Origin of the sequence: Flavobacterium sp. (assembly GCF_046293665.1) — a bacterium.
GTDB lineage: Bacteria > Bacteroidota > Bacteroidia > Flavobacteriales > Flavobacteriaceae > Flavobacterium.
This window is the reverse complement of sequence record NZ_JBKBOL010000005.1, coordinates 61,949-81,358: the sequence shown is the minus strand read 5'-3', so window position 1 is coordinate 81,358 and position 19,410 is coordinate 61,949. Positions and strand designations below refer to the sequence as shown.

General features: G+C 37.9%; 20 protein-coding genes. 12 read left to right on the top strand and 8 right to left on the bottom strand.

Annotated elements, in window-relative coordinates:
- Positions 1-35 precede the first annotated feature (35 nt).
- Positions 36-707, bottom strand: a complete 672-nt coding sequence (locus tag ACK4R1_RS09090; RefSeq protein WP_409686102.1) for a hypothetical protein — start codon at positions 705-707, stop codon at positions 36-38.
- A 167-nt stretch (positions 708-874) separates the two neighbouring features.
- Here ACK4R1_RS09090 and ACK4R1_RS09085 point away from each other — a divergent pair, with 167 nt between their 5' ends.
- Positions 875-1,573, top strand: coding sequence for an ABC transporter ATP-binding protein (locus ACK4R1_RS09085; protein WP_409686100.1), 699 nt, complete (start codon positions 875-877; stop codon positions 1,571-1,573).
- Here ACK4R1_RS09085 and ACK4R1_RS09080 read toward each other — a convergent pair.
- Complete coding sequence (locus ACK4R1_RS09080) at positions 1,560-1,721, bottom strand: hypothetical protein (protein WP_409686098.1); 162 nt, start codon at positions 1,719-1,721, stop codon at positions 1,560-1,562. The two genes, ACK4R1_RS09085 and ACK4R1_RS09080, sit on opposite strands and share 14 nt — an antisense overlap.
- 29 nt (positions 1,722-1,750) lie before the next feature.
- On the opposite strand from ACK4R1_RS09080, the gene ACK4R1_RS09075 reads away from it, so the two are divergent.
- The 6 genes from ACK4R1_RS09075 to ACK4R1_RS09050 all read left to right on the top strand — a co-directional run bounded on the left by ACK4R1_RS09075 (position 1,751) and on the right by ACK4R1_RS09050 (position 8,275).
- On the top strand, positions 1,751-2,320 hold the full coding sequence (locus tag ACK4R1_RS09075; RefSeq protein ID WP_409686096.1) for a cob(I)yrinic acid a,c-diamide adenosyltransferase: 570 nt from the start codon (positions 1,751-1,753) through the stop codon (positions 2,318-2,320).
- Positions 2,321-2,474: 154 nt separating this feature from the next.
- Positions 2,475-2,696, top strand: coding sequence for a DUF2795 domain-containing protein (locus ACK4R1_RS09070; protein WP_002986941.1), 222 nt, complete (start codon positions 2,475-2,477; stop codon positions 2,694-2,696).
- A gap of 105 nt (positions 2,697-2,801) precedes the next feature.
- Complete coding sequence (secA, locus tag ACK4R1_RS09065; protein ID WP_409686094.1) at positions 2,802-6,149, top strand: preprotein translocase subunit SecA; 3,348 nt, start codon at positions 2,802-2,804, stop codon at positions 6,147-6,149.
- A 226-nt stretch (positions 6,150-6,375) separates the two neighbouring features.
- The gene (locus ACK4R1_RS09060) at positions 6,376-6,939 is read left to right on the top strand and encodes a helix-turn-helix domain-containing protein (RefSeq protein ID WP_409686092.1); all 564 of its coding nucleotides are present in this window, start codon (positions 6,376-6,378) and stop codon (positions 6,937-6,939) included.
- 80 nt (positions 6,940-7,019) lie between these two features.
- A complete protein-coding gene (locus ACK4R1_RS09055; RefSeq protein WP_409686090.1) occupies positions 7,020-7,598 on the top strand; it encodes a hypothetical protein in 579 nt (192 codons plus the stop codon).
- A gap of 89 nt (positions 7,599-7,687) precedes the next feature.
- Positions 7,688-8,275 (top strand): hypothetical protein, encoded by a 588-nt coding sequence (locus ACK4R1_RS09050; RefSeq protein ID WP_409686088.1) that lies wholly within the window; start codon positions 7,688-7,690, stop codon positions 8,273-8,275.
- A gap of 231 nt (positions 8,276-8,506) precedes the next feature.
- Here ACK4R1_RS09050 and ACK4R1_RS09045 read toward each other — a convergent pair whose 3' ends face one another.
- The 3 genes from ACK4R1_RS09045 to ACK4R1_RS09035 form a co-directional block, all read right to left on the bottom strand.
- Positions 8,507-9,910 carry an FAD-binding oxidoreductase gene (locus ACK4R1_RS09045; protein WP_409686086.1) on the bottom strand — a complete coding sequence of 468 codons (1,404 nt, stop codon included), beginning with the start codon at positions 9,908-9,910 and terminating at the stop codon, positions 8,507-8,509.
- Between the two features lie 134 nt (positions 9,911-10,044).
- Entirely contained in the window at positions 10,045-11,253 is a 1,209-nt protein-coding gene (locus ACK4R1_RS09040; protein WP_409686085.1) for an MFS transporter, read from the bottom strand.
- Complete coding sequence (locus tag ACK4R1_RS09035; protein WP_409686083.1) at positions 11,254-12,165, bottom strand: AEC family transporter; 912 nt, start codon at positions 12,163-12,165, stop codon at positions 11,254-11,256.
- Positions 12,166-12,306: 141 nt separating this feature from the next.
- On the opposite strand from ACK4R1_RS09035, the gene meaB reads away from it, so the two are divergent.
- Positions 12,307-13,392 carry a methylmalonyl Co-A mutase-associated GTPase MeaB gene (gene meaB, locus ACK4R1_RS09030; protein WP_409686081.1) on the top strand — a complete coding sequence of 362 codons (1,086 nt, stop codon included), beginning with the start codon at positions 12,307-12,309 and terminating at the stop codon, positions 13,390-13,392.
- Between the two features lie 71 nt (positions 13,393-13,463).
- Here the strand turns inward: meaB and ACK4R1_RS09025 are convergent, their stop codons facing one another.
- On the bottom strand, positions 13,464-13,691 hold the full coding sequence (locus ACK4R1_RS09025; protein WP_121313156.1) for a hypothetical protein: 228 nt from the start codon (positions 13,689-13,691) through the stop codon (positions 13,464-13,466).
- A gap of 96 nt (positions 13,692-13,787) precedes the next feature.
- Positions 13,788-15,164, bottom strand: a complete 1,377-nt coding sequence (locus ACK4R1_RS09020) for an MATE family efflux transporter (protein WP_409686079.1) — start codon at positions 15,162-15,164, stop codon at positions 13,788-13,790.
- Between the two features lie 217 nt (positions 15,165-15,381).
- Here ACK4R1_RS09020 and ACK4R1_RS09015 point away from each other — a divergent pair, with 217 nt between their 5' ends.
- On the top strand, positions 15,382-15,930 hold the full coding sequence (locus tag ACK4R1_RS09015; protein ID WP_409686077.1) for a hypothetical protein: 549 nt from the start codon (positions 15,382-15,384) through the stop codon (positions 15,928-15,930).
- Positions 15,931-15,981: 51 nt separating this feature from the next.
- On the opposite strand, the gene ACK4R1_RS09010 is transcribed toward ACK4R1_RS09015, so the two are convergent.
- Positions 15,982-16,857, bottom strand: a complete 876-nt coding sequence (locus ACK4R1_RS09010; protein ID WP_409686075.1) for a PPK2 family polyphosphate kinase — start codon at positions 16,855-16,857, stop codon at positions 15,982-15,984.
- Positions 16,858-17,007: 150 nt separating this feature from the next.
- Here ACK4R1_RS09010 and ACK4R1_RS09005 point away from each other — a divergent pair, with 150 nt between their 5' ends.
- From ACK4R1_RS09005 to ACK4R1_RS08995, 3 genes are all read left to right on the top strand, one after another.
- Positions 17,008-17,838 (top strand): DUF6929 family protein, encoded by an 831-nt coding sequence (locus tag ACK4R1_RS09005; RefSeq protein WP_409686073.1) that lies wholly within the window; start codon positions 17,008-17,010, stop codon positions 17,836-17,838.
- 119 nt (positions 17,839-17,957) lie between these two features.
- Complete coding sequence (locus ACK4R1_RS09000) at positions 17,958-18,458, top strand: RNA polymerase sigma factor (protein WP_409686071.1); 501 nt, start codon at positions 17,958-17,960, stop codon at positions 18,456-18,458.
- Positions 18,459-18,460: 2 nt separating this feature from the next.
- Positions 18,461-19,393: a hypothetical protein gene (locus ACK4R1_RS08995; protein WP_409686070.1), complete on the top strand. Its 933-nt coding sequence runs from the start codon at positions 18,461-18,463 to the stop codon at positions 19,391-19,393.
- The last annotated feature ends 17 nt before the right edge of the window (positions 19,394-19,410 follow it).

Below are 19,410 nucleotides of genomic sequence, written 5' to 3'. Positions count from 1 at the left end.
CCATTTTCTCGAATTAACAAACCAATTCAAAAAAATTATTCTTTTGCTTCCTCATTTTCTCTTGCCTTTGCTCCTATTCGGTTCATCTTGAACATAGGCGCAAATTTAAATTTGATTGAGGCAATTTTAGTATTGTCTTCAGAAGACAAACCTTCTTTTTCAACTGTATTTTTTCTACTGTCTAATGCTTCATAAATCATTTTTACCTCATCATAATCTTCTCTCGAAAAATTACTTTTGTTGGCTTTATAAGCATCAAAAAAAGTTTGATACGTTTCTAAAATGTTGTCTTTATTTACCCAACTGAAATTCATGTCTTCACCCAATTTTCCGGCACCAAAAAATTTATCCCTAAGTGCTTGATTCGGATTCACTTTAACCGGAACTTTGGCTTCTTCAACCGTAGTTTTAATTACAAAATATCTAGCATTAATCGAATCTAATCGTGCTTGATTTCGTGGCTTAAGATCATCTCCTAAAGTAGCAATAGCCTCATTTGACTCTGCCGTTCTTCTGTCATAATCAGCGGCGATTTGCTCCCAATTGGCTTCGGCATCTTCAGTTTTTACATTTTCTAGCGAATCTACATAGCTTTCTAAAGCGGCTATTCTTTCATCTGCTGCTTTTTCTGCCTCGTTGTTTTTACAAGAGACAAAGCTCACCAATGCAGTAAAAAATACTCCATATCTAATTATTCTGTTTTTCATAATGTTTAAGTTTTAATGTTCTTGTAAAATTAGTCAGGATAACCTTCAAACCCATTACACAATTTTCTACAATAGTTGTATAATTCCTTGTTTCAAATTTGTGCTTCAGTTTGTAACATTATCGGTATATTTACTACTTATTTGGCAAATTCAATTTTTAGTAAGCAATGGCAAATTCCTTAATCAATATAAAAAATCTTAAACGCGATTTCCAACTCGGAAGCGAAACCATTTACGTTTTAAAAGGCATCGACTTACAAATCAACAAAGGCGAATATGTAGCTTTGATGGGACCATCGGGTTCCGGAAAATCGACGTTGATGAACCTTTTAGGTTGTTTGGATACGCCAACTTCAGGAACTTATATATTGAACGGAAAAGATGTCAGCCAAATGCACGACGATGATTTAGCCGAAATCAGAAACAAAGAAATAGGCTTCGTCTTCCAAACTTTCAATCTTTTGCCAAGAACAACTGCTTTAGATAATGTAGCCTTACCTATGATTTATGCCGGTTATTCAAAATCTGAGAGAAATATTCGAGCTACCGAAGTCTTGAAGCAAGTCAATTTGGCCGACAGAATGGACCACCAACCCAACCAACTTTCCGGTGGTCAACGCCAGCGTGTAGCCATCGCCCGTGCTTTAGTCAACAAACCTTCCATCATTTTAGCCGATGAGCCAACAGGAAATCTCGACAGTAAAACTTCGGTCGAAATCATGAATCTCTTCAACGACATTCACAAAAACGGCAACACGGTAATCTTGGTAACCCACGAAGAAGACATCGCCCAATACGCCCACAGAATCATCCGCCTGCGCGATGGTGTAATCGAAAGCGATACCCAAAACGTCAATCATTTGTAATAAGATAGAAGCGAATGGCTCGGGCTTTATCAGCCATCCATTTTCCTGCTGTCCGAGTTACACGGTAACTACTCCCATCAGGGCTAATCAGCAATTCATTTGTATTTTTGCTACCTTTGAAATCAAATAACAGAATTGGTGAATTCATAATTCATAATTCATAATTCATAATTCAACATGAAAGTCTACACCAAAACCGGCGACACCGGAACTACCGCTCTATTTGGCGGCACCCGTGTCCCAAAACACCATATCCGCATCGAAAGTTACGGCACCGTTGACGAACTCAACTCTCACATCGGTTTAATCCGCGACCAAGAAATCAATGTTTTATACAAAAATGTTTTAATTGAAGTACAAGACAGACTCTTCACCGTCGGCGCCATTTTGGCCACACCGCCCGAAAAAGAAGTCTTAAAAAACGGCCAACCGCGATTAAACATTAACCGAATTTCTGAAGAAGACATAGCCTTTTTAGAAAACGAAATTGACGTCATGGATACCACTTTACCACAAATGACACACTTTGTCTTGCCTGGTGGTCATACTACCGTGTCATATTGTCACATTGCCCGCTGTGTCTGCCGTAGAGCCGAACGTTTGGCAACCCATTTACATGAATTAGAACCTACTGATGAGCAAGTAATCAAGTACCTAAACCGACTTTCTGACTACCTTTTTGTCTTGGCACGGAAGTTGTCCTTTGACCTTCAAGCGGAGGAAGTGAAATGGATTCCGCGAAAGTAAACAGTCACACTGTTCAGTATCCAGTTTCTGCAAACTGAGACTGAGACTAATCACTGAAATAGGACGTTCTTAAACTTACTTAAAAATAAATCAAAAAAAACTTGACTTTTTCAGTATAAAATTTATTTTTGCATAAACTAAAAATCGACAGAAGATGTATTGGACATTAGAATTGGCATCCTATTTAAGCGATGCGCCTTGGCCAGCTACCAAAGATGAACTTATCGACTATGCTATACGAACAGGTGCTCCACTAGAAGTAGTAGAGAATTTACAATCGATAGAAGACGAAGGTGAAATTTACGAATCTATGGAAGAGATTTGGCCGGATTATCCAACCGACGAAGATTACCTTTGGAACGAGGATGAATATTAAAAAAATATACAATCACAACAGAAGAAAGTCCATTCAGGGCTTTTTTTTTGTTTAAATTTGCACTCCTTAACCAGGAAAACTAAAACATAAAAATACAAACCCATTATGAGTTTCATTAATAGCATTATTAAGGCTTTTGTAGGCGACAAATCCCAAAAAGACGTCAAAGCAACCCAACCTTACATCAATAAAATCAAAGCTTTAGAACCCGTTTTAGCGGCTTTGTCTCACGATGAATTAAGAGCCAAAACGGCCGAGTTCAAAGAAAAAATAAAACAAGCTCGTGCCAAACAAGATGCCGAGATTGAAGCCAAAAAAACACTAGCAGAAAATACGGTAGACATCGACCAAAGAGAAGACATCTACATTGCTATTGATGCTCTGGAAAAAGAAGCTTATGAAATCTCAGAAAAAGTATTGAGCGAAATCCTCCCGGATGCTTTTGCTGTAATTAAAGAAACCGCTCGTCGCTTTAAAGAAAACACAACTATTACTGTAACCGCTACGCCAAAAGACAGAGAGCTTTCGGCTACAAAATCATACATTACACTCGATGGTGACCAAGCCATTTGGGCCAACTCTTGGAATGCTGCCGGAAAAGAAATTACTTGGGATATGGTTCATTATGACGTTCAGTTGATTGGTGGTATCGTATTACACGAAGGTAAAATTGCCGAGATGCAAACCGGTGAAGGAAAAACATTAGTAGCCACATTGCCATTATACCTAAATGCTTTGACCGGAAACGGTGTTCACTTAGTAACCGTGAATGACTATTTGGCCAAACGTGACAGTACGTGGAAAGCACCTTTATTCGAATTCCATGGATTGACCGTAGATTGTATCGACAATCACTCACCTAACTCTGATCCTCGTAGAAAAGCTTACGAAGCGGATATCACTTACGGAACCAATAATGAGTTCGGCTTCGACTATTTGCGTGATAACATGGCGCATTCGCCGGAAGATTTGGTACAAAGAAAACACAACTATGCCATTGTCGACGAGGTCGATTCGGTATTGATTGACGATGCAAGAACACCTTTGATTATTTCTGGTCCGGTGCCTGATGGTGATCGCCACGAATTCAACGAATTGAAACCAAAAATCGAAAACCTTTACAACTTACAACGCCAATTGGCTAACGGATTCTTAACAGAAGCCAAACGTTTAATCAAAGAAGGCAATACCAAAGACGGTGGTTTCCAATTGTTAAGAGCTTACCGTTCGTTACCCAAAAATAAAGCCTTAATCAAATTCTTAAGTGAAGAAGGCATCAAACAATTGCTTCAAAAAACCGAAAACGAATACATGCAAGACAACAACCGCAGAATGCCGGAAGTTGACGAAGCGATGTATTTTGTAATCGAAGAGAAAAACAATCAGGTAGAATTGACTGATAACGGAATCAAATTCTTATCCAAAGATACTTCAGATGATTTCTTCGTTTTACCGGATATTGGAACTGAAATTGCCAACATCGAAAAACAAAACTTAGAAAAAGACCAAGAAGCGGAAGCTAAAGAGAAATTATTTCAAGACTTTGGTGTAAAATCAGAAAGAATTCACACACTGACTCAGTTATTAAAGGCTTACACTTTGTTCGAAAAAGACACAGAATACGTGATCATGGATAACAAAATCCTTATCGTTGATGAGCAAACCGGTCGTATCATGGATGGTCGTCGTTATTCTGATGGATTGCACCAAGCTATTGAAGCCAAAGAAAATGTAACGATTGAAGCGGCAACCCAAACCTTTGCTACTATTACATTACAAAATTACTTCCGTATGTACAGCAAATTAGCCGGTATGACGGGAACTGCCGTTACCGAAGCCGGTGAGTTGTGGCAGATTTACAAATTAGACGTAGTCGAAATTCCAACCAACAGAGGAATGGCGCGTCAAGACAAAGAAGATTTGATTTACCGTTCGGTTCGCGAAAAATTCAATGCCGTTATCGAAGATGTAACCCAATTATCAAAATCAGGTCGTCCTGTATTGATTGGTACCACATCGGTAGAGATTTCAGAATTATTGAGCCGAATGTTAAAAATGCGCGGTGTTGAACACAATGTGTTGAATGCGAAAATGCACAAAAAAGAAGCCGATATCGTGGCCGAAGCCGGTAAACCGGGCGTTGTAACTATTGCAACCAATATGGCCGGTCGTGGAACCGACATCAAGTTGACACCGGAAGTAAAAGCTGCCGGAGGTTTAGCCATCATTGGTACGGAACGCCACGATTCGCGTCGTGTTGACCGTCAGTTGCGTGGTCGTGCTGGTCGTCAAGGAGATCCTGGAAGTTCACAGTTCTATGTGTCTTTGGAGGATAACTTAATGCGTTTATTCGGTTCCGATAGAGTAGCCAAAATTATGGACAGAATGGGATTGAAAGAAGGCGAAGTAATTCAGCACTCTATGATGACCAAATCAATTGAACGCGCTCAGAAAAAAGTAGAGGAAAACAACTTCGGTACTCGTAAACGTTTGTTAGAATATGATGACGTGATGAATGCTCAAAGAGAAGTGGTTTACAAACGTCGTCGTCACGCTTTGCACGGCGAACGTTTGAAATTGGATATTGCTAATATGATGTATGACACTTGCGAACTTATCGTAGGTGAAAACAAAAACAGAAACGATTTCAAAAACTTCGAATTTGAATTGATTCGTTACTTCTCGATTACGTCTCCTATTTCAGCTACCGAATTTGATAAATTATCTGAAATGGAAATTACGGGTAAAGTTTACAAAGCCGCTTTAGCCTATTACACCGAAAAAACCGAAAGAAGCGCTCGCGAAGCTTTCCCAATTGTAGCGGATGTTTACCAAAAGGAAGGCAATAAATTTGAACGTATCATCGTGCCGTTTTCAGACGGAATTAAAACCCTGAATGTGGTAACGGATTTGAAAAAAGCCTACGATTCAAATGGAGCTCAATTGATTGCCGATTTTGAAAAAAACATCACTTTAGCCATTGTAGATGAAGCATGGAAAAAGCACTTACGCAAAATGGACGAATTAAAACAATCAGTACAATTAGCGGTTCACGAACAAAAAGATCCGTTACTGATTTACAAATTAGAAGCGTTTAAATTGTTCAGCTCAATGTTAGACGGTGTGAATAAAGAAGTAATTTCGTTCTTGTTCAAAGGTGATTTGCCTCAGCAAAACCAAAACATTCAAGAAGCACGACAAGTACGTGAAAAACAAAATTATACCGAAAGCAAAGACGAAATTCAAAGCAGCGAAAACGGTAATCGTGAAGCTAGTCAAGCGGCACAACAACGTCCTCAAGTAACAGAAACGATTGTGAGAGAAACTCCAAAAATCAATCGTAATGATACTGTAACGATTAAACACGTGATGAGCGGCAAAACAGAAACTACCAAATACAAAAAAGCCGAAGGCATGTTGGCCACAGGCGAATGGGTTTTGGTTAACGAATAGTTTTCAGTGGCAGTCGCAGTCAGCAGATTGTAACAATATAAATCCTCAATATTAACTATTGGGGATTTTTTTATTACGCTGAAATTCTGTGAAATGTACAAACATGAAGTAGAATTTTACAAAAGTACTGCAATCAAATAAATTACCTTTGCGCGCTTAAATAGAGTACCTTTACAAGAATTGAAGGAAAAATTGTTCTTCTTTTATAAACCAATACTCATCTATCTTGAAAATACACATTAAATATATGGTTTCGCTTCGCTGTAAAATAGCGGTGAAAGAAGAATTAGACAAGCTGAAATTAAAGCACACCGCAATTGATTTAGGTGAAGTAACCCTCAAAAAAGACATCCATGCCGAAGAAAGAGAAGCACTTCGCAAAGCCTTACTAAAAAAAGGCTTGGAATTAATTGATGACAAGAAATCATTGCTGATAGAAAAAACCAAAAATGTCATTATAGAACTCGTTCATTATGCTGAAGAACATCCAAAGGTCAATTTTTCAGAGTATTTAAGTAAAGAATTAGATTATAATTATACGCACTTGGCTAACCTTTTTTCAGAAGTTACCGGAACAACAATAGTCAATTACATCATTTTGAATAAAATAGAGCGTGTTAAAGAATTGCTCTTGTATGATGAATTATCACTGACTGAAATAAGCTTCTTGATGGACTACAGCAGTGTTTCCCATTTGTCAAACCAATTTAAAAAGATAACCGGACTGACACCAACCTACTTTAAAAAAATGAAACAGTACAAAAAACGCATTCAATTGGAAGAGTTATAAAGCAAAGTCTATCGGCTAAAAATACAATCCTCAATGGTACAAACTGTTGGGGATTTTTTATATTTGGTAAAACATAAACTATGAAATTGAAACTAACACTAATCGTTGCTTTACTATTGGCACAATTCACATTGGCGCAAGATTTGGCTTCTTTAAAAGAAAGTACGCAAAAAATCTATTTGGCGACCACGACTTTGGACTATGATGCTATCTTGGATTCAACTTATCCGAAAGTTTTTGAAATCCTTCCTAAAGCACAAATGAAAGAAATACTGATAGAAACATTCAATGGCAATGAGCAAATGAAAATTAAACTTCTAAATATTGCCCCTAACTTTGAATATGGAGAAATAATAAAAATTGGCGACCAAAACTTTTGTTTAATTGACCACAATTTAGAAATGGAATTAACCCTAACCGAAAAAATTGAAGGCGAAGAAATTGAAATGATGGTCGATCTCCTTAAAGCAGCTATGGAAACTGAAAGAGTAACCTTTAGTAAAGAAGCCAATAGTTTTACTGTAAAGAAAAAATCCACTATGATTGGCATTTCAGATGCCGCTACTAAAAACCAATGGAAGTTTATCAATAAAGACAAAGAAAATGTACTGGTAAACAAACTATTCAGTAATAAAGTAGTGACTGCGCTTGGCTTATAATTCAAGTAAAATTTATCCGTTTAAATAATTTAATCCTCAATGGTTCAAACTGTTGTGGATTTTTTATATTTGATTATAGATTCATAAATATGAAACCAAAACACCTTTCAATTCTTCTTTTTTTTATTGTTGCCAATGGCTTTTCACAAAGCACAGCAGCCTTAAAAGCATCGGCACAAAAACACTACGAAGCCCATTTTTTGATGGATTTTGAAACTATTGCCCAATTGTCTTATCCCAAAATGTTGGAAAGTATGAGCAAAACTAGTTTCCTAGAGAAAACAGAGCTTCACTACGAGAATGAAGTATTTCGTTTGCGTTACCAATTGCAAACTGTTCCACTTCAATATGGACCAATCACTAAAATTAACCAAAAATCATTTTCTGTCATTACTATACGCATTCCGAAACGCTACTTTTTTGAAAGCAAATTAACGTCCGAACAAGTAGCTGAAAAGAGAACTTGGCTACAAGAAATTAACCGCACAAAAGATGTTGTTTTTGAGCCCAACCGAAACAGTTTTAACGTTAAAATGATAGCAACATTCGTAGCCGTTTTTGATGAAACTACTAGTGGCGAATGGAAATTTTTCAACTTTGACCATCCGGAGCAATTAGTTGCTTTTAAAGAACTCTTTGATGAAAATGTAAAAAGGACTTTGGGATTAGATAAATAATTTTACCTTTACTGATATCAATTGATACCAATCTAAAAACTATACAACCATGGCAAAAGGAAAAGACGTGCAAAAAGCAGCCAAAAAAGAACCTCTGAAGACCGCAAAGGAAAAAAAAGAGGAGAAAAGAATAAAAAAACAAACTCCGAAAAGAGATTAGTTTTTAAACCAAAAAGAGCACAAAGTTATCTAAACCTTGTGCTCTTTGTGCATTCTTTGTATCCTTCGTGGTTAAACCTCATCAGGAAAAATCTTCCCGGGATTCAAGATGTTATTCGGGTCAAAAACGCGTTTGATACTTTCCATTAATTCTAAATGCGTTCGCGAAAATGCAATATCCATAAAATTCTTTTGTACAAAACCGATGCCGTGTTCACCTGATAATGTTCCTTTTAGCGAAACCGTCAACTCAAAAATTTCTCTAATACCAAGCGGTACTTGCGTTTGCCAATTGTCATCAGTCATATCGCCTTTGATGATGTTCACGTGCAAATTCCCATCGCCGGCATGACCGTAACAAACCGATTTAAAACCATGCTTCTCGCCTATTTTTTTAATCCCTGATAATAGTTCCGGCAACATATATCTTGGTACAACCGTATCTTCTTCTTTGTAAACCGAATTCGATTTTACGGCTTCCGCTACCGAACGACGCATTTTCCACAAGGCATTTTTTTCGTCTTCCGTATCGGCGAATAAAACCTCATCGATTTCAAATTGTTCCACTACTGACAAAATCTTCTCTGCTTCTTGCATCAAAACCTCGGGGTAATTGCCATCGACTTCAATCAACAAATGCGCTTGATGCTCGGGTTTGATTGGTATGCTGATGCCTTCTACAAATTGCAACGTCCAATCAATCGCATCTCGTTCCATAAACTCTAAAGCGCTTGGCACAATTCCGGCACGGAAAATTGCTGAAACGGCTTCACAAGCTTCATTGGCTTTGTAAAAAGGCACTAACATTAAAACGTTGTGATTGTTCTTAGGCAATAATTTTAAAACTGCTTTAGTAATTACACCCAAAGTGCCTTCGCTTCCGACCATCAATTGGGTTAAATTATAACCGGTAGAATTTTTTAAAGTATTCGCTCCGGTCCAGATGATTTCTCCATTCGGTAAAACCACTTCTAAATTCAGCACATAATCTTTGGTTACGCCATATTTCACCGCTCGTGCGCCACCGGAATTTTCGGCAATATTACCGCCAATCCAACAACTGCCCATACTACTTGGATCAACGGGATAAAACAATCCTTTTTCGGCAACAGCTTCGCGCAACACTTGTGTTATTACGGCCGGTTCAACCGTTACTTGTAAATTTTGTTCATCAATTTCAATGATTTTATTTAAACGCTCCATCGACAAACCTATACCTTCATAAATACTCAAGGCACCGCCGCTTAAACCGGTTCGCGCTCCGATGGGCGTTGTGGGAATTTTATAATCGTTGGCCACTTTTAAGATGGCTGCAATTTCTTGAGCATTGGCCGGTTTTACGACTACGCTTGGCGGAAAAACATAATCTTCAGTTTCGTCGTGACCGTAATGATTTCGGGTTTCTTGGTCGGTGAAAATAAAAGTTTCTCCTACTATAGCCGTGAGTTTTTGAATGATTTCTGGATTGAGTGACATGGTGTAAAAAATTGAGAAGTAAATGTAACCATTCCAAAAGAAAAAGACAAATCCTAATTAGCCCTGATGGGAATGGCGCCTTGCAGAATGGACAGCAGGAATAGGGTTTCCAAAAATGCCCGAACCTTTCGCTCCTACCGTTTTTTCAAATTGGGAAGATAATAACAAATAATACCTATCAATGGCAAAAATGAACATACGTGATATACATATTGAATCGACGTGTAATCGGCTAAAGTGCCGAGCAACGCCGAACCCAAAGCGCCCATTCCAAACGCAAAACCATAGAACAAGCCCGAAATCATGCCGAGTTTTCTAGGCAATAATTCTTGGGCATAAACCAATATCGCTGGGAACGCTGATGAAATGATAATACCGATGATGATCATTAACACATCGGTCCAAAACAAATTCACGTAAGGCAATAATAACGCAAATGGCGCCGCACCGAAAACCGACAACCAAATCACATATTTTCTTCCAATTTTATCGCCCAAAGGTCCGCCCATGATGGTTCCGGCCGCATAAGCAAACAAGTAAATAAACATGTGGAATTGTGCTTCTTTGATGGAAAGGTTGAACTTGTCCATCACATAAAAAGTATAGTAGGTTGACAAACTGGCTGAATAGAAAAATTTAGAGAAAATAACGATTAGCAAAATAGCAATCGCCCATTTTACTTTGCTTTTGGACAACCGTTGGAAGTCGGCGAAAACCACTTTTTTAGGTTGGCGATTGATCAAATGATCTCGGTACCAAAAAGCAATCTTACTCAGAATGCCCAAACCGATTGTAGCGGCAATGATAAACCAAAGAATGTACACTTGAGAATTGGGCACTACAATTAAGGCAACCAATAACGGACCGAGTGCGGTTCCGAAATTTCCGCCAACTTGGAAAATCGATTGTGCCAAACCGCGTCTGCCACCGGAAGCTAAGTTAGAAATTCGTGCCGATTCGGGATGAAATATAGACGAACCGGTACCGATAAGCATTACGGACAGTAAAATCCAATAAAAATTATCGGCGAACGAAATTGAAATGATTCCGGCCAAGGAAAACAGCATGCCGTAAATTTGAGAAAAAGGTTTTGGATGTTTGTCGGTATAATAGCCTACGAAAGGTTGGAATATAGAAGCCGTCAATTGAAACGCAAACGTAATCAAACCGATTTGGGAAAATGATAAATTGTAATTCTGTTTTAAAATGGGATAAACCGAAGGAATAATCGCTTGGATTAAATCGTTGAGCAAATGCGCGAAACTGATAGAAAAAAGAATAGAATAGACCGTTTTTTGGGCTAAATCTTTATTCTTTGCCGATACATTTACAATTGTGTCCATTTAAAATGTGCTTAAAATAAAATACCAAAAAGCCAAAGATATAAACGATAACGGAATCCCGATGCCGACCATCATACTACTTAATTTGGGTTTTAATCCGTAATTGGAAGCCAAAATTGCTCCGGTAATCATTGGCGCCATCGCTGATTCCATGATGGAAACATCAACGGCTAATCCTTTTCCGCCTAAAATAACTTTGTACAGCAAAACAAAAACCGCCGGTGTGATGATTAATTTGAATAACAATCCTAACCTTAGGAATTTCCAATGCTGGCTTTCTCTTTCAATCTTCAATTGCAAACCTACGGCAACCAAAGCCACTGGCGTAACTGTAGCGCCAAGTTTTAGAAATACGGTTTGAAATTGGTCTGTAAAATCAAGTCGGAGCGAATTCATTATACAAGCCAAAATAAAAGCTATAAATGGTGGGAAAAGCAATATTTTCTTGATGATTTCGCTTCTGTTTGGATCGCCTTTGGCAAAAATTCCTGCCGTAATAATTCCGAGTGTGGTCATGACTACAAACGAACCGGTTTGGTCAACAATAATCGCAGTTTTTAAACCTTCGTCTCCGTAAAGTGCCTGAATAATTGGAAAGCCTATGAAAGAAGTATTTCCCAAACCGGCAGTAATAATCAAACAACCGATCAACCTGTTAGGCCAACCCATTTTTTTTCCGAGGAAATAGAAAAAAACAAACGACAATAAAAAACCAATCCAAGCTACGCCTAACGGATAAAGCAAATCGGTTGAAATGCGCACTTTAGGAATATAATACAAGGCCAAAGCCGGCAAAGCGATATAGATTACGAATTGGTTTAGGGCTAAGTGTCCGTTCTTCGGGAAAGCTGCGATTCTTTGCATGCCCAATCCCATAATCAAACAAAGAAAAACTAGTAGAATGTTATCCATTCGAAGTGTGAAATTATTTTGCAAAGGAACGGCAAAAAAAACAAACAGCCGAAAATTGAGCGCAAAAGGTTTCCTAAAAAATGGTGTCTTTCCATTTTTGCGCAAATAATATTTCACTAAATTTACCCAAACGATTTTCCTTTGAAAGACCAATCCCATAAAAAAAGTGCTTTGACCGAAAAAGACGGAATCTCACAACCGGAGAGTTTCAGTAAATCTTCTTTAGACAAAGTGGTTCGCAGTCGCAAAATCCAGCCAAGTTCGGAAGAACTAGTGAAAGGAATTTTGGCAGGAGATATTTCGGCGCTGAGTCGGGCGATTACTTTGGTGGAAAGTACCAATATTACCCATTTGGCGAAAGCCAATGACATCATTAAGGCTTGTTTGCCTCATGCCAATAAATCTGTTAGGATAGGAATTACAGGCGTTCCCGGTGTTGGAAAAAGTACGTTTATCGAAGCTTTTGGCAAACACTTGACGTCTTTAGGCAAAAAAGTTGCTGTCTTGGCGGTTGATCCGAGCAGTACGATTTCGCATGGCAGTATTTTGGGCGACAAAACCCGCATGGAAGAATTGGTCAAAGACAAAAACGCTTATATCCGACCGAGTGCTTCGGGTGAAACACTTGGTGGCGTGGCTCGAAAAACACGTGAAACGATTATCCTTTGCGAAGCGGCCGGATTTGATACGATAGTGATTGAAACCGTTGGCGTAGGACAAAGTGAAACTGCCGTTCACAGTATGGTTGATTTCTTTTTGCTGTTAAAAATTTCCGGTGCAGGCGATGAATTACAAGGTATCAAACGCGGGATTATGGAAATGGCCGATGCGATTGTGATTAATAAAGCCGATGGCGATAATGTAGCCAAAGCCAAATTGGCTAAAACCGAATTTAATCGTGCTTTACATTTATTTCCGGCAAAAAATTCGGGTTGGATTCCAACAGTGTCAACTTGTAGTGCTTATGAAAAAACCGGAATTGATGATGTTTGGCAAACGATTTCTAATTATTTGGAATTGGTTAAAAGCAATAACTACTTCCAAGAAAAACGCAAAGACCAGAACCAATATTGGATGATGGAAACCATCAACGAGCAGTTGAAAAACCACTTCTACCATCATCCGGAAATCATGGCTTTATTGGAACAAAACAAAAAAGCCGTGCAAAATGATGAATTGTCACCATTTGCAGCAGCTATGATTTTGTTGGAAAAGTATTTTAAGTAGTCTTCAGTCGCAGTCGCAGCTTATACTGAAGACTGCCAACTGTCATTCCCAACTTGATTGGGAACTGAATACTACTCCTCGTAAGCTTCCATTTCCTTGTCATAAAACTCTCCGGCCAAGGTAATTAAATGCTCCATTTCGGCTTCTAGTTCGGTTTCGTCTTCTCCTTCCAGGTCTTCCATAAATTCCACTTCATCGTCTTTTAAATTGATGATAAAGCGAGGAAAATCAAGGTGAATGACAAAAATATCATCCGGGTAATTGGAGTTATCTGCTAGTACGAATTTTGGTAATTCCATATTATTTTAGATTATAGAAAATAGAGAAAAGAATAAAGACAAAAATACACAACAACAAAGTCTATTTTCTATATTCTATCCTCTTTTTTCTTCAAGTTATGAGTTTTGTTTCAATAGCTTCTTGGTTAAAAAATTAAAACGAATATACAAAAATATTGCGGCGGCTGTTAAACCTGCTAATAATCCTATCCAAACGCCAACGGCTTTCAAATTAGTGTACAATCCTAAATAAATAGACACCGGAAAACCGATAATCCAATAGGCTACAAAAGTGATATACATAGGAATCTTAACGTCTTGCAAACCGCGTAAAGCACCGAGTACAACGACTTGAATTCCGTCAGATATTTGAAAAAAAGCAGCGACAATCAACAATTGTGCTGAAATCGCAATTACTTCTTGGTTTTCTAGCAAAGTTTTTGTCTCATTCATATTGACAAAAATATAAGGCAACACATTGTGCAACATGATGAAAAGTAAGGCAAAAACAATTTCTAATAAAACGGTTAAAAGAAAAATCGACAACCCAACCCTACGCAACATTGCGTAATCTTGCTTGCCTTTTTGGTTTCCGACTCTAATCATTCCGGTAACACTTAATCCCATAGCAAACATAAAAGTTAATGAAGCCAAACTCAACGCAATTTGATTCGCTGCTTGACTGGTCGTTCCAATCATGCCGCAAAGCCAAATGGCTCCGGTGAACAAAGCGACTTCAAAAAACATCTGCATCGAAGAAGGAAAACCTAATCGGATGATTTTAACATTGATTTCTCGTTTGATTTCTTTCAAAGTAAAACCTTCAAAATAATAATGAAACTTGGTCTTACTTTTCATGATATAATGCATAAAAAGCAACATGATAATTCGGGAAGCTATCGTACCAATGGCCGCACCGATAATGCCTAATTTTGGAAAAAACCAAATTCCGTAGATCAATAAATAATTGATGATTACATTGGCTACATTGCCAACAATGGTTGCCCACATCGAATACTTGGTTTGGCTCATTCCGTCAGCAAACTGCTTGTAAGCCTGAAAAACTATCAACGGAACCAACGAAAACCCAACGATATCCAAATAAGGCTTCGCCAATTGAACCACCGCTTCCGGTTGTCCCATATAAGACAAAAGCGGCTTTGAAAAAAAGATAACCCCAAAAAGAAACAACCCTAAAATGGTACACAAATACAACCCATGGTGAAAAGCCAATCGGCCTTCTTCACGATTTGATTTTCCGTGTGCTTCGGCTACCAATGGTGTAATGGCAGTTGAAAAACCGATGCCAAGTGACATCGCGATAAAAACAAAACTATTGCCCAATGAAACAGCTGCCAATTCGGTTGGGCCAATTTTTCCCACCATAATATTGTCAACAATTCCCACTAAGGTATGACCAATCATACCCAAAATTACAGGATAAGCCAATTGAAGATTGTATCGAAACTCTTTGGTGTATTGCGCTAAATTCACTTTGCAAAAATTTGACTGCAAAAGTACTTAGGTTAACTGAAATAAAGCAACAAACTTTTAATTAATAATGATAACCATGTATTACAAGCAAAGAATTATACAACAAACAACCATAAATGTGTAACAAAGTCGGTTAATAATACCAATACTTTTGCACCGTCAAAATTGTTACCGCCTATGGTTTTCAAAGTAAGACAAAACAAAAATTAAAATATTTATGAGAATTACAACAACGATTAAAATGCTATTGGTTTTAGCAATGACTTTAGGTTCAATCACTAAAATTACAGCACAAGAAACTACACCAACGGAAAACTATGACCAAAAATTTAAATTAGGGATTGGTATCAGCGGTGGCTATGTTTTTCAAGAACCTTATAAATTAGCGCTTGGAGTAGATGCCAGATTACAATATGATTTATCTAAAAGAAACTCATTGACATTAACCACCGGTTTTTCTAACCTTTTTGTTAGCGGTGATGACAACGATTTAGGATTTATTCCGGTAAAAGCAGGTTTTAAAGCCTTTATTTGGGATGATCAATTCTACATCATGGGAGAAGCCGGAGCCGCTATTGCCGTAACTAATGATTATGACAAGACCTCCTTTTTAGTAGCACCAAGTATAGGTTATGCAACCAAATATATTGATATAAGTTTGCGTTACGAACATTACACAGATTTCCCAAAACTGAATAACAACGGAACCGTTGGAAAAGGTATTGGTCAATTAGGTGTTCGTTTGGCTTATGGTTTTGAACTGTAAACCATACATTCTGTTCAACAAAAAAAGCGCTGAAAATTTCAGCGCTTTTTTTTATCCTTTCAATTGCTCTCGGTAAACCTCAATGTTAGCTTTTACTTTCGGATCCAATTCAGGTTCCGTAATATCCGTGAGCGATTCCAGTTTTTCCCAAATCGTTTGCGCTACTATATAACGTGCCACGCCTTTATCATCGGCCGGAATCACATACCAAGGTGCATGGTCTTTGGCGGTTTTGCTGATGGCTTCTTCATAGTATTTCATGTAATCATCCCAACGATCGCGTTCTTTCAAATCACCTGTAGAAAATTTCCAATTGTCTTCCGGGTTTTCCAAACGTTTCAACAATCGTTTTCTCTGCTCGTCCTTGCTCATGTGAAAATAAAACTTCAAAATTGTAGTCCCGTTTTGGGCTATATGCTTTTCGAAATTATTGATTTGTTCCATGCGATTGTCCCAAAATTGCGGTGTTATGTCTTCTACTTTTTCTATGCCGGGCAAATTTTCAAACAAAATATATTCCGGATGCACTCGCGTCACCAAAACGTTTTCATAATGCGTTCGATTGAAAACGGCAAACTTCCCTTTTTCGGGCAAAGCCAAATAATGACGCCACAAATAATCGTGCTCTAATTCGGCTGAATTCGGCGTTTTAAAACTGTGAATCACAACGCCACGCGGATTGAATTCCTTAAAAACCTCGCGAATCAAACTGTCTTTCCCACTGGTATCCATACCTTGCAAGCAAATCAGAAACGCATGTCGGTTGTGCGCATACATCGCATCTTGCTTCTTACTGAGCTTGAGTTGCACCTTATCCAAAGCCAAAGTTTCTTCTTCTTTACTGGTATCAATGTCTAATCGAGTTGGTAATTTTGACAACTCAATTTTGCCTTTCACTCTAAAATCTTCAGGATTGATGTTTTTCATACGTTCAATGTTTATATTTGTAGGAGCTGTTTCCCGCTTTCCGCTATATCTTTTTATTGTTTACTCACCTTAATCACTGTTGAAGGTCTTTCAATAAAAGCAATAAAAAGGATGCCGCTGCAATCGGGGCTAATTACTTACTGCTAACTTATGGAAAAATTTCAACTTTCACTACTATTCAAAATCATTGGCATTGGTTCGGCATCCGGATTGGTTTACTACGAGGACAAACTTTATCTGATTTCGGACAACAGTACTTTTCTTTACGAATATTCGATTCCGACCGAAAAACTGAACAAAATCGCTTTAGTCGAAAACGCCCAAGACAACATCGCCAAAAAAGACAAACCCGATTTTGAAGCCATAGCGTTAAAAGGAACCGACTTAGTGCTTTTGGGTTCAGGCTCAACCGAAAACCGAAACATGATTTTCAATTATGCCATTCCAACCGGAAAAATTCAAAAAAATAACATAGGCGTCATTTACCAAAAAATCAAACAAGCGTTCGCCATTTCCGATGATGAGTTAAATATCGAAGGCTTACTCATGAACCATGACCATATTTATTTCTTCCAAAGAGGCAATGGCGCTAAAGGCAAAAATGCGGTTATTTACAGCAAAGACACTCCACAAAATCAACAATTCGAATATGTGCCAATTGATTTACCCAAAATCAAAAATGTAGCAGCCACTTTCACTGACGCCATTTTAGTAGAAGATAAAATCTATTTTCTGGCTTCCGCAGAAGACACTAATTCCACTTACCTAGACGGCGAAGTATTAGGAAGTATCATCGGACGCATGGATGCTAAAACATTCAAAGTCGAATTCACCCAACAAATTTCAAACACCCATAAATTCGAAGGCATGACATTATACAAACAATCCGAAAAGGAACTCGAATTTTTACTCTGTGAAGACACGGATTCGGAAGTTTTGGAGTCTGACATTTACCTCCTAAAACTAAACACTCCTAACTGATAACTCCAAACTCCCAACTTTTTTTCAACCTCTTCCCAACCTTTTTAAACAAATAGCACTCTTTACCTATAAAGACATTCATAGTGATCAACGAAACGCAAATAGCAGCCTGTAAAAAAATGCACCGAGAGACACAGCGGCAAGTATATGACTACTTGTCTCCTAAGCTGTATCGAACGTGCAAACGGTATTTAAAAAAGGAAGAAGAAATAGAAGAAGTATTAGCCGATGCGTTTTTCACGATTTTTACCAAGCTAGACCAATTAAAAGAAGTCGGTGCCTTCGAAGCTTGGGCTCGAAAAATAACCGTAAACCAATGTTTGTTACAATTGAAACGCAATGTGAATTTCAATTTGTATTTAGAGGAAACCTCGTTTAGCATTCAGCCACAAAGCCCACAAGAAACACCATTAGAAGAAGAAGATTTGCTCAACTTACTCAATTTAATTCCCGAAGGTTGTAAAACCATCTTTAACCTTTTTGTTATTGAAGGCTACGGACACAAAGAAATTGCTGCTATGCTCCATATTTCTGAAGGTACTTCGAAATCACAATTGAATGTCGCTAAAACCAAACTGAAAGATTTAGTGAACAATCTTTATTATCAAAAAGCAAAATAATCATGGAAAATCAAGATATTTTTAATCAATTTAAAAAGGCAGCCGACAACGCTGAATCGCCCGATTTTGCATCAATGGAGAAAGTCTGGAACCGTGTCGAAGAAAAACTGGACCAAAAAGAACTGAAAAAAGAAAGTAACCTTTGGAAAAAAATTGCTGTTGCAGCTTCACTTCTATTGGTTACGACATTAGGTTACCATTTTTTTAAAAATGACCAGCCAACAAGTAATACTAATGAGGTTATTGTCCAAAAAGACAGTATTCCAAAACTAAAAACACCAAATAATGAGGCTGTTGTAACGACTGAAACGGTTCATCCGGATATTAAAAAAGATGCTGCGGTTATTTTGAAAGAACAAATTGCAACAGAAAGTCAGGTAGCTGTTCAAGAAAACATTCAGATTGAAGAAGATAAAAATGTAACTCCTGTAGCTGACAAAGAACTCAACAAAGCCTATCTTAATCCTCTACCGCAAGCCAGCCAAGGGTATATCAGTTCAGAAAAACGAGAAGACAGAAAAGCAAAATCACAGGATGTAGAACTTTTCATCAATAAAGAAAATAGAGTCTCAAATGCCAAAAAAGAAAAACCTTTACTAGTTTTTGATGACAAGGTAAACAATAAACAAACGGTGAAAGAAGTTGAAATGGACGAAATTGAATCCATCATCGTACTTCCTGATCCTCTCTATATTATCAATGGTGTGGAATACACCGAAAAAGAATTATTCGGTCCAAACCCAACCAGTCCTTACACACCGTTAAGTGAACAAGAAATCGACTCTATTTCCATACTGCAGGAGGAAAAAGCGACTTCTATTTATGGTGAAAAAGGCAAAAAAGGCGTGGTGATTATCTCTACTAAAAATGGTAAACCAAAGGAAAAAAAAGGAAACAAAAGCATTCTTGATATGATGGAAAAGAGCAAAAAATAGTTAAATTGAGATTTGTT

Coding starts and splice junctions, on each gene's coding strand:
- ACK4R1_RS09005 (WP_409686073.1), top strand. CDS start 17,008: ATGGAAAAATTTCAACTTTCACTACTATTCAAAATCATTGGCATTGGT.
- ACK4R1_RS09055 (WP_409686090.1), top strand. CDS start 7,020: ATGAAATTGAAACTAACACTAATCGTTGCTTTACTATTGGCACAATTC.
- ACK4R1_RS08995 (WP_409686070.1), top strand. CDS start 18,461: ATGGAAAATCAAGATATTTTTAATCAATTTAAAAAGGCAGCCGACAAC.
- ACK4R1_RS09050 (WP_409686088.1), top strand. CDS start 7,688: ATGAAACCAAAACACCTTTCAATTCTTCTTTTTTTTATTGTTGCCAAT.
- ACK4R1_RS09070 (WP_002986941.1), top strand. CDS start 2,475: ATGTATTGGACATTAGAATTGGCATCCTATTTAAGCGATGCGCCTTGG.
- ACK4R1_RS09080 (WP_409686098.1), bottom strand. CDS start 1,721: ATGAATTCACCAATTCTGTTATTTGATTTCAAAGGTAGCAAAAATACA.
- ACK4R1_RS09010 (WP_409686075.1), bottom strand. CDS start 16,857: ATGAAAAACATCAATCCTGAAGATTTTAGAGTGAAAGGCAAAATTGAG.
- ACK4R1_RS09040 (WP_409686085.1), bottom strand. CDS start 11,253: ATGGACACAATTGTAAATGTATCGGCAAAGAATAAAGATTTAGCCCAA.
- secA (WP_409686094.1), top strand. CDS start 2,802: ATGAGTTTCATTAATAGCATTATTAAGGCTTTTGTAGGCGACAAATCC.
- ACK4R1_RS09090 (WP_409686102.1), bottom strand. CDS start 707: ATGAAAAACAGAATAATTAGATATGGAGTATTTTTTACTGCATTGGTG.
- ACK4R1_RS09085 (WP_409686100.1), top strand. CDS start 875: ATGGCAAATTCCTTAATCAATATAAAAAATCTTAAACGCGATTTCCAA.
- ACK4R1_RS09025 (WP_121313156.1), bottom strand. CDS start 13,691: ATGGAATTACCAAAATTCGTACTAGCAGATAACTCCAATTACCCGGAT.
- ACK4R1_RS09015 (WP_409686077.1), top strand. CDS start 15,382: ATGAGAATTACAACAACGATTAAAATGCTATTGGTTTTAGCAATGACT.
- ACK4R1_RS09000 (WP_409686071.1), top strand. CDS start 17,958: ATGCACCGAGAGACACAGCGGCAAGTATATGACTACTTGTCTCCTAAG.
- ACK4R1_RS09035 (WP_409686083.1), bottom strand. CDS start 12,165: ATGGATAACATTCTACTAGTTTTTCTTTGTTTGATTATGGGATTGGGC.
- ACK4R1_RS09045 (WP_409686086.1), bottom strand. CDS start 9,910: ATGTCACTCAATCCAGAAATCATTCAAAAACTCACGGCTATAGTAGGA.
- ACK4R1_RS09075 (WP_409686096.1), top strand. CDS start 1,751: ATGAAAGTCTACACCAAAACCGGCGACACCGGAACTACCGCTCTATTT.